Source organism: Clostridium sp. C8-1-8, from assembly GCF_009928445.1.
GTDB lineage: Bacteria > Bacillota > Clostridia > Clostridiales > Clostridiaceae > Clostridium_AR.
This window is the reverse complement of record NZ_JAABNO010000010.1, coordinates 61,479-77,337: the sequence shown is the minus strand read 5'-3', so window position 1 is coordinate 77,337 and position 15,859 is coordinate 61,479. Positions and strand designations below refer to the sequence as shown.

The following is a 15,859-nucleotide window of genomic DNA, read 5'->3' as shown; positions in this document are numbered from 1 at the left end:
CATAGTAATTTTGTCATTTTACTAATTTAATAAAATACTTATTTATATTAAGCTTAGAGTAAGGTTATAGCAACTTTATACTCCTGCTATTTTAACATTATAGTTGGGCCATTTTACTAGCGGTTGCTAATCTTTCAACTGCCTTGCTTATTCCACTGCTTATTCCATCATACATTTGAAATACTTCTATTCCTTTTTCAGCTAGCTTCTTCACTGGCTCATCTCCTGCTCTCATAGCTAGTACCGCAGAACAATCCTCTATTGTTTTTATGGTTCTGTTTATTTTATCCTCATGATCGTCACATTCTTCAATTCCTGTACAATATTTTTCTATGTTTCTTAATTCTACAAAACTTATATCTCCATCTTTGTATTCATATATATGAAATTCTGTTGCATGTCCAAAATGCTGATCTACATTTATTCCTGACTTTGTAGCTATAGCAAATCTGTATCTAGATCTAACTGCTGTTTCCTTGTTATTTTCAATAATCTCTTTCATATCTTCTTTGAAAATAACATTATTATCATATAATAGAGGTCTTTCATACTGTTTTGAATTTTCATTATTTTCGCCAATTACAGAATTGTGTTCTTTCTTAAATTTCTCATTATCTCCATGTAATGAAGAACCAGATACTTTTGTTGAAGTTTCATTCTTTAGGTAGATTAGAGAACCGCATCCTTCCTTGGCTGTTTTGCTACTACCACATACAGAAGAACTACAACCTGAAGCTGAGGAGCAACTTTCAAGGTTTCGAAATTCAAGTGATCTATCTAGAGAAAGTGTACCTATTGCATCAGCTCTGCATTGCTTACAATGGTACATTTGTTTTATATGACTCTCACACTTTTTTCTCATTGCATTGAGCTCTACGTTGCTTACTAGCGGAAGGTCTTCGAAGGCACTACCTTTTACAGGGATTAATTGCATTATGTTTGTTATAAAAGCTCCATATTCTTTAACTTTTTTTACTACTTCCTCTATGTGCTCATCGTTTATACCTTTAATCATAACTGTATTAATCTTACATACAATTCCTTTTGATGCAAGATACTTCAGTCCCATAAGTTGATTATTGAGAAGTATTCTTGCTCCTTCTTCACCAGTATAGGTAGTTCCTAAAAAGTTTACGTTTTTATAGATTTTTCCTCCTATTTTAGGATCCACGGCATTTATGGTTATGGTTAAATGAGATACTCCCAGCTTTAAAAGATCATTTGCATAGAAAGGAAGCATAAGTCCATTGGTAGATAGGCATATAGTTACATCTGGAAATTCACTTTTGATAAGTTCTATAGATTTTCTAGTTTCTTCAAAATTAGCTAAAGCATCTCCTGGTCCAGCTATGCCTAACACCTTGAGATTTGGTAACTTAGCTTTAACTGCTTTAAACTTAACTATTGCTTCTTCTGGAGTTAGCACCTCACTAGTTACCCCTGGCCTGCTTTCATTTGGGCAGTCGTACTTTCTGCTACAATAATTGCAGGTTATATTGCATTTAGGTGCTACTGGAATATGCATTCTTGCATACTCATGTGCCCATTGGTTGTAGCATGGATGAGTTAAAGTCTTTTCTTTATTTGAAGGTATTAACTTTTCTTCTTTACTAGACATGTTTGATTCATTAGCATTAGCATTGCAACCTGCATTAGAATCTGCTGTTTCCATCTGCTCATCTCCTTTATAAAAATTGTCATAAGCAAACTTTCTAAAGTTATGCTCTTTACCAGCCAAGATAACATTTGCTATGTCATCTATTAAATTTGAAGAACCATTATAGATGGTTGTTATTTTCCTTTGAGCTCCTACTCTATCGTGAACTGGGAACCCAACTCTAACTATGTCTATATTAAGTTTTTCAGCGATCCTTCTACCATCAGAGTTTCCAAGCATCACATTTACCTCAAGCTCTTTGCAGTGCTTCTCTATGGTTTCAAAATCCGTATCATCTAATAGTAAACATTCTTTTGAATTTGCTTTAAGCTCCTCTCTTACTTTGTCAATAAATAGAGAGTTTTTTGCACCTGTTGCTATGATTTTTGGCTCAACACCATTTTCCAGACAAATTTTTAATAATGACAAAGCTAGTTCAGCTTCTCCGTAAATAGCTGCCCTAGCCTCTCCATTGTGCTTATGGTTATCTATCATATAATCCAGATGACGACCTCTATCTTCAATTAATTCCTCAGGGATTTTCTTTCCACTGATTTCAGATAATAATTTTAAGAACTTATCACTATTCCTAAGTCCGATTGGGATTCCACACTTGAAAAGTGGAACATTAAATTCATCTCTTAAATATACTCCTGGAGATAAGGAATCTTCCAAAGTAAGCCCCATTTCTATAGTAGCGATGCTATTTACCATGTCTTCAATATCTTCAATTTTTGTTCCACCTGAATTTAATCTACTATATTCCCTCATGTATGGCATATCTAAATTCATTGAAACATCTGGAAGCATAACATAATCAATAGAAAACTTCCTTAATACCTCTTTTATATTTCTTACATCTCCTGGGTTAAGATTGCCGCAAATAATATTTATTTTGCCATTGGAGGCTTCTTTCTTTTTACACAGATTTTCAACTATGGCTCTTAAGGCTCTATAATACCCTTCTTCATGAGTACCGCCATAGCCTGGAGTAGGAACTGGTATTATCTTCAATCTATCTCTAAGTTCAGAGCCTTCCTCTTCATAAAATTCTGTGATAATCCTTTTTATATCCTCTCCTATAGTTTCGGCTAAGCAAGTGCTCATAACACCAATAGTTGTTGGATTGTAAAGCTTTATCATATTTCTAAGACCGCTTTTTAGATTAGTACTACCACCATATACTGTGCCGTTTTCTGTTAGAGATGATGAGGCTATATCAATAGGCTCATTATAATGAGTTGCCATATGTCTTCTAATATAAGTGCTGCAGCCTTGTGAGCCATGTAGTATGACCATATTTTTTTCAATTCCCTTAAAAGCAAGAACTGCTCCCATTGGCATGCACATCTTACAAGGATTTATGTTTAAATTAACAAAATTTCTGCTACTCATACAGCTACACCTCCAGCTTTAAATAATTCCATACAGGACTATTTATGGTCAAATCTATTTCTTTAGCGAAATTCACTGCTCCAACAAAACCACAAAGTGCTTCTTTTCTTTCATGATTATGATCGCAGAAAGCTACACCTAGCTTGAAGGCTAGAGGTCTTTCTTTTACACCGCCTACTAAGATATCTGCACCCTTTTCCAGCATAAACTTTTCAAGCTCTGCAGGATTGGCATCGTCAAGTATTACAGTTCCTTCATTGCATAAACTTCTTATAATATCGTAATCTTCCTTTTTACCGGTTTGAGTTCCAACCATTACAGTATCCATTCCCAAATCCTTAAACTGCTTTATCAGTGAAATAGCCTTAAAGCCTCCACCAACATAAATAGCTGCTCTCTTTCCTTCTAGTCTTTTTCTATAATAAATTAGCTCTCTTTCTATGTTTTTTTCTTCTTTATATACAAAATCTCTGGCCCTTTTCTCCATTTCCTTATCTCCAAGAAAGTCCGCTATTTTTAGTAAGGATAGCTTAGTATCCTCAACCCCAAAGAAGCTTATCTTTAAGTATGGTATATCATAAAGCTCTTCCATAAGCTTTGCCAGATAAGTCATAGAGCCAGCGCATTGTACTATATTAAGACTAGAACTCTTTGCATTCATTATTTCTTCGCATCTTCCATCTCCAGTGATTTTCGCAGCTACGTTTATTCCTAATTCCGTAAGATAATTATTAATAATCCAAGCCTCTCCTGCTAGATTAAAATCTCCTAAGTAATTAATGGCTTTTTCTCTCTTGCTTTTAGGCTTTTCTTTACCCATGAGCTCAATCAAGGCATTGCAAGCAGCTTTATATCCCATGGACTTATGTCCTGCAAACCCTGGAGACTTGACTGGTATTGCCCTTATATTATGTTTCTTTTCCGCTGCTCTGCAGACTGCATCAATGTCATCTCCTATGACTCCAACTATGCAGGTAGCATATATAAAAATAACCTTAACCTTGTGTCTTTCTACTATTTCATCTATAGCAGCAGCTAACTTTTTTTCTCCTCCAAAGATAACATCTTTTTCTCTAAGATCTGTAGAAAAGCTATTTCTATAAATTTCTTCTCCACTGCTTAAGCTACCTCTAATATCCCAGGTATAGCTAGCGCAGCCTATTGGACCATGAACAATGTGATAGGCATCGGTTATTGGATTTAGTACAACTCTAGCACCACAATAAACACAAGCTCTTTGGCTTACAGAGCCAGAAACACTTTCTGCATCACATCTTAAACTGTTACTTTTATCCTTAGAATTTATACAAACAAAGGCTTCCCTTGCTTTTAGTATTTCATTTTCTTCTTCATGCCCTACTGTATTAGTTTCTTTTTCCTGTTTTATTAATTCACCCTTACTATATTCCACAAGTACACCTCCGATCTCAATTTAAAATTATTCAGGAGCACCTTTAATATATTTTGAATATAAAGGTCTCCTGAATAAACAATTACTATCTTACTAGTTCAAACTCCTCATCGGAACAATCCGTATCCATCTTGTCTAAGATAGCATTACATATCATCTCTACCAGTCTTATTCCACCTTTGTAACCTACTACTGGCCAGTAGTGATAACCGTACCTATCCATTATAGGGAAGCCGAACCTTACAAAAGCTATATTTTCTGCTCTTGCAATATGTTTACCATGTGTATTTCCTATTAGTACATCCACAGGGTCATTTTTTATCCATTGTTGAAGCTCGAATAAATCACTTGCAGCTTTAACTTTTCCATCTACACCTGCTTTTTGCATCATATCCTTAATTACAAGTTCAAAATTTTCTCCTGGGGTTCCTGTAATTACATATTTAGGTATCATACCTAAGGAAATAACAAATTGAGTTAGAGGTATAACTATGTCAGGATCTCCAAAGATAGCCACTTTCTTTCCGTGGAAATATTGATAACTATCTAGCATTAAATCAACTAATTGTCCTCTTTCTTCTTCAAGAACCTCTGGTATTTCAACTCCTAATTCTTTTGCTAAAGTCATCAATAGCTCATCAGTTGCATCAATACCAATTGGCACACTTAAAGTCTTAAAAGGAATGCTGCATTTTTTCTCTAATACCTTTGCTCCAGGTTCTGAAGAATAGCTTCCTAAGGCTATTGTAAGCTTTGAATTTCCTGAATCTATGATGTCTTCAATCTTTGCTCCGCCCTTAGGGAACATATTATACTTACCTGTAGTTGGAGTATCTACAACCCCACTGGTATCAGGAAAAAGGATGTTTTTGATGCCAATAAGATCAAAAATTCTTTTTACTTCTTTCATATCCGCTGGTCCAACGTATCCTGGAATTATATTAACCTTACCATTTGGCTTGCCTGATTTTTGCGAAAGATAATTAACCATGCCTTTAACCATGTTTGCAAAACCAGTAACGTGAGAACCTACATAACTTGGGGTATTGGCATGAATAACCCACTTTCCTTCTGGTATTTCTGCTTGTGATATATAAGTGGGAAGGTCATCTCCTATGGTCTCAGATAAGCAAGTAGTATGAACTGCTATGATATCTGGATTATATAAAGCAAAAACATTCTTTATTGCGGTTTTTAGATTAGCTCCTCCTCCAAAAACACTGGCACCTTCTGTAAAAGAGCTAGTTGATGCCATAATTGGTTCCTTGAAGGTTCTTGCAAGCTGCATTCTATGAAAAGAGCAGCAGCCTTGTGAACCATGGCTATGAGGAAGACAATTGTGAATACCAAGTGCTGCATACATCGCACCTATTGGCTGACAAGTCTTAGCTGGATTAATTCTTAATGCTTTTCTTTCTGCGATTTCCTTTGGTGTTGCTTCTAACATTACACTTCACCTCCTACCACTATTCCATCAAGCATTGGTTCAACCTTCCATGGTGGTGTTACGTACTTCCACGCTGGAGTGTATACCCCTGCAGCTAGTTCTCTTGCAAATACAACTGCGCCTTTAAAGCCTGCGTATGGACCAGTATAATCATAAGAGTGAAGCTGTCTTGATAAAACTCCCATCTTCTGAATTGCATACTTTTCCTTTACACCAGATAAAAACATATCTGGATTTAGAAGTTTTATAAACTCATCTGTTTCATGATGATTTAGATCATCTACCATAAGGGTTCCATCTTCCATATCCTTAACCATACCACCATAGTAAGACAAAGGGACTCCTTGCTTCTTTAGCTCCTCATACTTTTCCTTAGGTATTATTACGCGATAGTTATTTTCATCCTTATATACAGTTATCTCAGGAATGTTCTTACTATCTGCATCTGTTTTTATGGTAGGTATAACCTCTCTACCTTCATAATCATCACGATGACCAAACTCATAACCAGCAAGAATTGTTCTTACTCCTATATCCTTTAATAAGGTTTGATAGTGATGAGCTCTTGAGCCCCCTACGTATAGACAGGCTGTTTTCCCTTTTAGCTTATCCTTGTAATAAGTCATTTCGCCATCTATTTCATCTAATTCTTCTGCTATCACCTGTTCTGTTCTTTCATATATATATGGATCATCAAAACATTTAGCTAAGTTTCTTAAGGTTTTGATGGTGCCGGAAACCCCAATGAAATTAGCCTTAATCCATGGAGTACCGTACTTTGTTTCCATCATCTCTGCTATATAATTGATAGACCTATGACACTGTACTAGATTTACCTCTGCTAAGTGGGCATTTTGAACTTTTTCATAGCTTGCATCACCACTTAGAGTTGCAACCACCTCATAGCCTATTTTACTGAGTATTCTGTCAATTTCCCATGCATCTCCGCCTATGTTATATTCACCAAGTACGGCTACAGAATACTTCTTTTTGGGTCTAGTTCCACGACCTATGATTCTTTCCATAACTATATTGTTTGCTATATGGTGACCGGCAGACTGTGATACGCCCTTATAACCTTCACAGTTAAAAGCAAGAACATCTATTCCATATTTTTTCTGTGCCTCTGCAGCCACCGCATTTATATCATCGCCTATAAGTCCTACTGGGCAAGTTGCATATACTCCTATTGCCTTTGGGTGAAAGATCTCTACCGCTTCTTTTATTGCTGCTCTTAATTTATTTACACCACCAAAAACAATATCGCTTTCCTGCATATCTGTTGAAAATACATAATCTATGAAGTTTTGTTCTCCTTCTTCTCCCTTGGCTTTGTTTCTTCTAACATTCCAAGTATAGTAAGAGCAGCCTATAGGGCCATGGGTTATATGGATCATATCTTTAATTGGTCCCATAACAACACCCTTACAACCTGCATAGCAGCAACCTCTACTTGTTATTACTCCAGGAACAGTTCTAACATTAGCTTGAATTACTGGATTAGGTGATTCATCTGTTTTTATTACAATATGTTGCTTTCTATTTTTATAGGTTTTTGCAGGATATTTTTCTAAGACCTTATCAACTACATTCTTCATGCTATTCACCTCTTTTTTAATTTTCAAGATGTCTTATATTGCGTCTGTCCCAACTTCGCCAGTTCTTATCCTTACAGCCTCAAAAACATTCATTACAAATATCTTTCCATCTCCAGGATTTCCGTGGCTATTAATCTCCATAATGGTATTGATAACTTTTTCTACGTCCTCATCCTTTACAAAAAGCTCTAACATTCTCTTAGGAATCAATCTATGGATTTCAGATATATTTTCCCCCACATTACTGCTTTCAATAGAGCCATCATCTATGATGCCGCCTATTATAGAGAAATCTACTTTTTTTCTTCCTCGTCCTAAAACCTTTCTACAGGTAACAGCAGCAATTCCTTCCTTTAAAAGAGCTTCCTTTGTCTTATTGACCATATTCATTCTAATTATCGCAACTACTTCCTTCACATTAGCCCTCCTCTTACAATTCTTTTAAATGGGAGCTTATTGTGTAAGTCTCTTCTACAGGCATTACGAATATTTTTCCGTCTCCGTAAGCACCCTTTGCTCCAGTTTTGGAGTTTCTCATTATAACCTTTATAACATCATCTTTATCTTCATCTTTTACAACTAACATAAGCATTTCTTTAGGTATCTCATCATAGTATATATCTCCAACCTTAACACCTCTTTGCTTACCTCTTCCTACTACATCAAACTTAGTAACTGCTGGGAAACCAGCATCACAAAGCTCGCTTAAAACTGTAGTAACTCTTTCTGGTCTTATAATAGCCTTAATCATTACCATAAATGTTTACATCCTCCATTCTCGATGCTATAATTATTCTCGAATACTTATTCAAGCAGGATTTTTTTATCCTGCTGCACTATTCATTTGGCAGAATGAATAGTGCTTTTTATATATCCATAAGCCCATATTCCATCAATATTTCTTCCAATCTATCTTGAGTCATAGGTTTTGGAATTACAAACATTTTATTTCCATCAATAGCCTTAGCTAAAGCTCTATATTCATCAGCTTGCTCTGCTTCTGGCTCATATTGTATTACAGTTTGCTTGTGTATCTCTGCTCTTTGAACCATATTATCACGTGGTACAAAATGTATAAGCTGACTGCCCAATTCCTTTGCAAAGGCTTGCAACAAATCAAGTTCTCTATCAACCTTTCTACTATTGCATATTATTCCGCCTAATCTAACACCACCGGATAATGCATACTTTTGAATACCTTTTGCAATATTATTGGCAGCATATAAAGCCATCATTTCTCCACTGGCAACAATATAAATTTCCTGTGCCTTACCTTCACGAATAGGCATAGCAAAACCACCACAAACAACGTCTCCTAATACATCATAAAATACATAATCTAGATCTTCAGTGTATGCACCTAAGCTTTCAAGCATATTTATTGATGTTATTATACCTCTACCAGCACAACCTACCCCTGGTTCAGGTCCACCGGATTCAACACATCTTATTCCAGCAAAACCTTCTTTTAATATATCGTCTAGATCTACATCTTCCCCTTCTTCTCTTAATGTGTCTAGAACAGATTTTTGTGCTAAGCCGCCAAGTAAAAGTCTTGTTGAGTCAGCCTTTGGATCACAACCAACTACCATTATTTGTTTCCCCATTGTAGCAAGACCTGCAGTCAAGTTTTGAGTAGTAGTAGATTTACCTATACCACCTTTCCCATAAATAGCCACTTGTCTCATTATTAATACCTCCTAAATATTCGTTTAAATTACATTGCTGTAATTTAATAACAATATATCACAAGGTTAAATGCTACTTCAATATTTTTTTAACAATTTTATTGATAATTATCTAATTATTATTTGAAACCGTAAACAAATATCTAATTATATCTTTTACATTTTATCAATACGGTAATTTAAGTTTTTATGCATATTTTACAATTTTAGTAGTGTTTGGTAACGTTTTTTATAAAATTTGAGACTCTCAACTTAATAATTTTGCTTAAGTACATATTTCATAGTAAATTTATGATAGTGTAAGATTCTAAAATCTCTTTTAATTCCAGGTCTTTTAGTACTATCAATAATTTACTCAGAGGCCTAACCGTGGATTTAACCTTCACTTTCCTGTGCTTTATAATGTTATTAAGAAGTGTTTTATTTTTATTATTCAAATAATAACTACACTTTAGATAATTTCAGGATTATTTCTATAAACTCAAATCAAATAGAACTTTAGGGAGGTTTAGGTGTGCGGAAGAGATTATTAGTATCAATTATATTAATCGTTATTTTATTATCAATATTTTTCTATCATAGCCCAACCAACTTTTCTGGCAAATATTTTTGTACTAGCAATTCAAATATCATATTAATATTAAAAACAGACAACACCTTCGAATTATATAATAACTTAAACAAGGATTTTATATCTACTGAGGGTAAATACTCAATTTCTGATACTTGTATATATCTAGACTACAACACAAAAAGAAAGGGGATTTTCGCAAGTTATCCTTCATCTGGGAAAATATTTGGTAGAAAAGTAGTTTTTGATTCTTCTATAGACATTACTCAATTGAAATTTATTAAACTTTAGATTTAAAAACTTTAATAAATTTTAAGACTAATAGTTTCATCACGGATTTATTTCACCACTAAAATGCAAAATTGTCTTATTAATGCTTATAAGACAAAAAAGTATATCCCCCTAATTAACCTAGATTATTAAAGTAATATAGATTAATAAAGGGGGTCTTTCCTTTTTAATACTTAAGGCCTCATTGTCTGCAATTATTTATTTGTTTGCTGATTGATCATATTCTTGATTTCTTCTGCTGTTAGTCCGCTTGCATTTATTACAGGGATTTCTGTAGCTGTATCACTGAACCCCATAAAGTTCGTATTGTAATCTGCTGTCACAATTGCATCAAATCCATTAAACTTTGCAGCATTACTTGCGAGGTCCTCACTTATAATCTCCACTGAAAAGCCTTGAGAAGTTAAGTAGTCAGCAACCATAGATAATCCTTTTTCCACAGCAACTTTTTTCATTTGTATCACCTCTTTTTAATTTTTCTCACTCATTTTTCCCTTCGTTAAAGTTGTGTATTCATGTTTAAAGATGAATTTAAAAAATTATTAAAAATAGTTAATCAAACTTTCGTATACTGCGTTATATATATGAAGCTATACCACTTCTATCACAAATCTATTTTTAAAGCTCCTTTGTATCCTGATAGAAGAATTGGCAAATAAAAATGTATTATGAAATAGTACCGGTATAATACATTTTCACTCTATATATGAATGTATTTAAAAAATGTTGTTATTATTTTTCTTAGTAGATTTATTAATCATTATCTTTTAATTATCACCTAATAACTCTAATAACAAATTCAATTGTAATAACGTATTAATATGTTTTTTTAATTGCCTTGCAATATATTATGTTGAGAATTTTTATAGACAGAAATAGCTAGAGAGCTCCCTTTCCCAATAATACTAGACTTGAGCTTTTACAAAACAATGTGACCTAATTATATGCTATTGTTAAAACCCTATAACAACATTTTTTCAATACATAGTTATAAGGCTTAAAAATATTAGAATCATCCTCTTCTTAAAAAATATAATTATTTTTTCCAAGTTATTAATTTTGCTTTATCTATTTTTTGAAAACATAGCTTGTTTTATCAAACCCCATTTTAAGTTCATAAAACCTATGTGCTTCAGTTCTCTGTAGACCTGATGAAAGTGCCACCACTTCACAACCATTTTCTTTTGCCCAATTACTTATAAAATCTAAAAGTATTTGTCCATAATTTTTCGACCTTTGTTTTTCGTCTGTAACCAGATCATTAACCCATACATGCTTCCCATAATATAAGTTTGTTAGCATAATAATCCCTGCCACAGCTACAATAGTCTCATTAGAGTAAAGTGCAAACATCTTGTAACCTTCTTCTTTCATATCTTCAAGTAAGCTTAAGTATTTTTCCTCATCTAAATCATTTCTAAGTTGCTTCATTACAGGAAATGCTTGTAGGAATTCTTCTCTTACTTTTAATTCTCTAACAGCACTTATGATTTCGTCCATATTATTTCCCCCTTATATATGAATTATATTTTTCTGTTATTTTTTCTTTTCTTCAGCTCTTCTTATATTTTCAGCTACTCTATATTTTACTATTCTGCCTATAAGTTCATAAGGTAATGGCTTTCCAATAGGAAATTGTACCGCTCCCTTTGAGCTTTTATATACAGCTAACTCATCTTTAAATGCTTCAATTCCGCTTGCTGTAGGATAAAAGCCAATATGATTTTTATATGCCGCAAAATATACTAAACTTCCGTACAAAGAAAAAGCTGGCATCTTGTAGCTTATTTTTTCTTCCGCGTCTGGTGCTGCCTCTTTTATAACATTCCTTAGAGTATTAAGTATTTCTTGAACTTCCATTGGAGATTGAATAATATATTCATCTATTGTATTGTACATATAGCCATTCTCCTATCCTTAATTTATAAGTCACATTATACTGCTAAATTATCTTTATGTAAAAAATAACTAAGTTATATAAAATAATAAAAAAATCGCTACAAAATTATAATTAGCGATTTTTCTTCTTTGTTTAATATTTCAATTTAAGCATACCAATCACTCCATATTGTCATATGCCTGCTGAAGTTTAGAAATTTCAATCTTCTTCATCTTGAACATTTCCTCCATTACTCTATTTGATTTTAATGGATCCTCACTGTTTAGCAATTGTTGTAACCCTTCAGGTACTATCTGCCATGATATGCCATACTTATCCTTAAGCCAACCACATTGAATTTCTTCTCCAGCTTCAGTAAGTCTTTCCCACAATTTATCTACCTCTGCCTGATCTTCACATTTTACAAATAAAGATATGGCCTCTGTAAAGGTAAAATTATGATTAAAGTTGCTGTCTATCATCATAAAGTCTTGATCATTCAGAGAGAAAATTGCTTTATTAACTTTTCCCTCTAAGGATTTATCCCCTTCTTCATATCTATGTATTTCTCTTATAGTAGAATTTTCAAATATAGATGTATAAAACTTCATGGCTTCTTCTGCTTTTCCATAATTATCCCCAGTGAACATAAAAAAGGTATTTATTTTTTGATTTCCATCTCCAAGATTTAATTGCCAGTTCACTCCAAACTTATCTTGTAGCCAGCCAAAATGCTTACTAAAATCGTATTCGCCTAAATCCATAATAACAGCACCCTCCTGAGAAAGTTTCTCCCAAATGAACTCCAACTCTTCTTTAGTACTACAATTGATAAAAAAAGATATAGCTGGGGTGAAGGTGAATATAGGACCACCATTCAAAGCAATAAATTCTTGTCCCTCAATTTCAAAATCAATAGACATTATAGACCCGCTTTTCATTCCTGATACATCTGCTCCAGCATCTTCATAATAACTTACATTTGATATCTTTGAATTATTAAAAATAGATTTATATAGCTCAACAGCTTCTTCCGCTTGGTTATTAAACCACAAATGAGGTACTATTTTTTCCATGTCTCATACTCCCTTATAAATATAAATGATTCTAAGAATAAATAGATATTTTTATTATACGTAAGTTCTATTTAGTTCAGTTAATTACTTAAATGAGTACATATTCTTACTTCAATACATGTAAAAATAAAACTTACTAGAGCTTAAATATTAAAATTGGTCTAATTATCAAGAATATCTAAATCTATACTTTTTCCGCATACTCCTTAAAATTATTTAATATTGACTGCCAGCCTGCTTGCTGCATCTCAATAGGATTTTCACTTTCAGCTTCGAAATACTGATCTATTAGAGTTTTTTCTCCTTCATCCTTAAAAATCACTTTAACTTTTCTTTCGTCTCCTAAAGTGTACTCTAATAATTCATGCTTCTTGACTTCATCATATATTCCCCAAAAATCAAAGCCCATACTTCCATCTTTAGCTTCCATTCTTGAAAGAAACTTACCACCTACTTTCAAATCATTTTCTGCAACAGTAGTATGCCAATCTTCTGATGCTTTGTTCCATTTCTTTATGTGTTTTGGTTCTGTCCAACATCTCCAAACCTTTTCAACAGGTTTATTCACTGTAACTTTCACATTTACAACTTCTCTCTTTTCCATGTTACCCTCCGTTTCTTATCTTTCCTAATATAATCGCTCAATGCTTACATATAGATGTATCCCTTCATATAATATTTATATTTTCAAATCCTCTTATCAAAAGCCAGAGGTTCTTTTAAAATAGATTTTGTATTGAAGTAATACGTTCTAATATAATATTTTATAGCACAAATCATCATTTATTATATTTAGTATAACAGGCCTAATATATTCAAGAAGATAGTATTTCGCAAATATATGTAACCCAAGGCATTTAAAGCCTCCTCTTAACTTTAGAGAAGGCTTTAAATTTATAAATTTTCTATTTTAACATAATAATATGTTTCTTTATACTATAGACACACCTCTTCCTAATAAAATTTATATTTTCAAGTGTCCTTTCCAAAAGTGAAAAGCCTTTAAAATAGATTTTATATAGAAGTAGTATGTCCTCTGCAAAAAACTTAAATAGATACTTATAAGTAGTAGTAATTTTAATAATTAGCTACTAAACAGCAGTCCAGCCGCCATCTATAAATAAAGTTTGTCCGGTAGTGTAGCTTGATGCATCAGAGGCAAAATAAAGTACTGCTCCATCCAACTCTCCTGGATTTCCTGGTCTGCCCATAGGGCAAGTATTGTTATAATATGATAAAATTGGTTCCTTAAATAGCGTATTAGCAGTCATCTCACTATAAAATAAGCTTGGTCCAATTGCATTAACTGTGATTCCATTCTTAGCATAAAAAGCAGCCATGCCTCTTGTTAAATTTATTACAGCGGCTTTAGCAGCATTATAAGAATGAGTTGGTATGTTAGCCGATCCACCTGCTCCTAGCATTGATGCAGTATTTATGATTCTTCCATACTTAGCCTTAAGCATATGCTTTAAAACATGCTTTGACATCAAAAATACACTTTTAACATCTGCATCTATTACTTTGTCCCAAGCTGCTTCTTCTAACATATGGACAGGGACTGCATCAACTACTCCTGCATTGTTCATTAAAATATCTATTTTTCCAAAGACCTCAATAGTTTTATCAACCGCAGCTATAACCTCATTTTCAACGGTTACATCACATTTTATTGGCAATACCTTTACTTCGTATTCACTTTCAATGTCTTTAGCAACCTCTAATAACTTTTCGTATCTTCTAGCCAATATTACTAAATTAGCTCCTTGTGAAGCTAGAACCTTGGCAAATTGAACACCTATTCCACTTGATGCTCCACTGACAATTGCAACTTTTCCTGTTAAATCAAATAAATTCTTCATTTTACATTTCCCCTTCATAAATTATTTTAGCCACCAGTCCCACTTAAGGAATGAATAAGGAACAAACTCCATTGGATTGATTTTTTCTAAGGTTTCCCCTTGCCTCAAAACATTATCACCTACGGTATATATTCCCCCTAACATTCTTACAATCTCCAATTCAGCCCATGGATCATGAGGAGACTCTACTAGTTTCATATCACATTCACTGAAGCTTTCAATCTTGTTATTATAGTCTAGTTTTTGTCTTACTAGTGTAGGTAACAAGTCAAATCCATTTCCTTCTACATTCTTAGAATATTTTATATTGTACATAGGTATTCCTGTACCGATATACTTTTCTATTATCTCTCTACCATCTTCTTCATTCATACTTCCTGAAATGCTTCCCTTTAAAGAACAGAACTCTATTCCATTTCTAGTAATGGCTCCAGTAAAAATGCCGTTCTCAACCTTCATTGCTATATCAGCCATTTTCTTTGGTAATCCACATATTTCACGGCCCATTGCCATAGCCTGACCGTCAGTTATAGGCATTGATAGGCAGTAATTTCCAAGTACACCATCTTTCTCGGCTAATATAAACAATCCTGCTTCCTTATATGGTGGGCAAAAACTAGTTCTTGGATAATTTGCTATGAAGGCATTTACAAGAGGTACAGGACCTGGTTTTAAAGTTTTAGGTAATATGCGTTCAATTATTTCAGGTTTAGTCTCCCAATATACTGTTAACATCTCTGCATCAAAAAAGGTAGTTGGAGTCCCTCCCATAGCTTTTAGCTGTTCTAGGCTTTTAACGAAACTTCCCATAAAATTTTCCCCTTTCATATTTTTAATGTAGTCTCTATTAGAGTACTGTGTTGAAATTAAATGATCATTTATCAGATGCTAGTATAAATAGCTTGTATCTATTTTATCTGTGCTTTGCCCTGTTGTAATAGAGTTTTAGCTGTATATATGAATGTATTTAAAAAATGTTATTAT

15 protein-coding genes are annotated in these 15,859 nt (G+C 33.5%); 1 reads left to right on the top strand and 14 read right to left on the bottom strand.

Features of this window, described 5'->3' with window-relative positions; genetic code table 11:
- Positions 1-97: 97 nt before the first annotated feature.
- The 7 genes from nifB to nifH form a co-directional block, all read right to left on the bottom strand.
- Positions 98-3,052 carry a nitrogenase cofactor biosynthesis protein NifB gene (gene nifB / locus GXK57_RS12125; protein ID WP_243156415.1) on the bottom strand — a complete coding sequence of 985 codons (2,955 nt, stop codon included), beginning with the start codon at positions 3,050-3,052 and terminating at the stop codon, positions 98-100.
- A 4-nt stretch (positions 3,053-3,056) separates the two neighbouring features.
- Entirely contained in the window at positions 3,057-4,388 is a 1,332-nt protein-coding gene (nifE, locus tag GXK57_RS12120; protein WP_243156421.1) for a nitrogenase iron-molybdenum cofactor biosynthesis protein NifE, read from the bottom strand.
- 160 nt (positions 4,389-4,548) lie between these two features.
- On the bottom strand, positions 4,549-5,910 hold the full coding sequence (gene nifK / locus GXK57_RS12115; protein WP_160676389.1) for a nitrogenase molybdenum-iron protein subunit beta: 1,362 nt from the start codon (positions 5,908-5,910) through the stop codon (positions 4,549-4,551).
- Positions 5,910-7,508 (bottom strand): nitrogenase molybdenum-iron protein alpha chain, encoded by a 1,599-nt coding sequence (nifD, locus tag GXK57_RS12110; protein WP_160676386.1) that lies wholly within the window; start codon positions 7,506-7,508, stop codon positions 5,910-5,912. The genes nifK and nifD overlap by 1 nt, the downstream gene beginning before the upstream one ends.
- 33 nt (positions 7,509-7,541) lie before the next feature.
- Entirely contained in the window at positions 7,542-7,925 is a 384-nt protein-coding gene (locus tag GXK57_RS12105) for a P-II family nitrogen regulator (protein ID WP_160676383.1), read from the bottom strand.
- 13 nt (positions 7,926-7,938) lie between these two features.
- The gene (locus GXK57_RS12100) at positions 7,939-8,265 is read right to left on the bottom strand and encodes a P-II family nitrogen regulator (RefSeq protein ID WP_160676380.1); all 327 of its coding nucleotides are present in this window, start codon (positions 8,263-8,265) and stop codon (positions 7,939-7,941) included.
- A gap of 109 nt (positions 8,266-8,374) precedes the next feature.
- The gene (nifH, locus tag GXK57_RS12095) at positions 8,375-9,196 is read right to left on the bottom strand and encodes a nitrogenase iron protein (RefSeq protein ID WP_128214358.1); all 822 of its coding nucleotides are present in this window, start codon (positions 9,194-9,196) and stop codon (positions 8,375-8,377) included.
- Positions 9,197-9,710: 514 nt separating this feature from the next.
- On the opposite strand from nifH, the gene GXK57_RS12090 reads away from it, so the two are divergent.
- A complete protein-coding gene (locus GXK57_RS12090) occupies positions 9,711-10,058 on the top strand; it encodes a hypothetical protein (protein ID WP_160676377.1) in 348 nt (115 codons plus the stop codon).
- Positions 10,059-10,252: 194 nt separating this feature from the next.
- Here GXK57_RS12090 and GXK57_RS12085 read toward each other — a convergent pair whose 3' ends face one another.
- The 7 genes from GXK57_RS12085 to GXK57_RS12055 all read right to left on the bottom strand — a co-directional run bounded on the left by GXK57_RS12085 (position 10,253) and on the right by GXK57_RS12055 (position 15,685).
- The gene (locus GXK57_RS12085; protein ID WP_160676374.1) at positions 10,253-10,513 is read right to left on the bottom strand and encodes a YkuS family protein; all 261 of its coding nucleotides are present in this window, start codon (positions 10,511-10,513) and stop codon (positions 10,253-10,255) included.
- 613 nt (positions 10,514-11,126) lie between these two features.
- The gene (locus tag GXK57_RS12080) at positions 11,127-11,558 is read right to left on the bottom strand and encodes a GNAT family N-acetyltransferase (RefSeq protein WP_202127715.1); all 432 of its coding nucleotides are present in this window, start codon (positions 11,556-11,558) and stop codon (positions 11,127-11,129) included.
- A gap of 36 nt (positions 11,559-11,594) precedes the next feature.
- Complete coding sequence (locus GXK57_RS12075; protein WP_160676371.1) at positions 11,595-11,957, bottom strand: DUF1801 domain-containing protein; 363 nt, start codon at positions 11,955-11,957, stop codon at positions 11,595-11,597.
- A 159-nt stretch (positions 11,958-12,116) separates the two neighbouring features.
- Complete coding sequence (locus GXK57_RS12070; protein ID WP_160676368.1) at positions 12,117-13,013, bottom strand: VOC family protein; 897 nt, start codon at positions 13,011-13,013, stop codon at positions 12,117-12,119.
- Between the two features lie 184 nt (positions 13,014-13,197).
- A complete protein-coding gene (locus GXK57_RS12065) occupies positions 13,198-13,617 on the bottom strand; it encodes an SRPBCC domain-containing protein (RefSeq protein ID WP_160676365.1) in 420 nt (139 codons plus the stop codon).
- A 487-nt stretch (positions 13,618-14,104) separates the two neighbouring features.
- Entirely contained in the window at positions 14,105-14,875 is a 771-nt protein-coding gene (locus GXK57_RS12060; protein ID WP_160676362.1) for an SDR family oxidoreductase, read from the bottom strand.
- Positions 14,876-14,896: 21 nt separating this feature from the next.
- Positions 14,897-15,685 carry an acetoacetate decarboxylase family protein gene (locus GXK57_RS12055; RefSeq protein ID WP_160676359.1) on the bottom strand — a complete coding sequence of 263 codons (789 nt, stop codon included), beginning with the start codon at positions 15,683-15,685 and terminating at the stop codon, positions 14,897-14,899.
- Positions 15,686-15,859 lie beyond the last annotated feature (174 nt).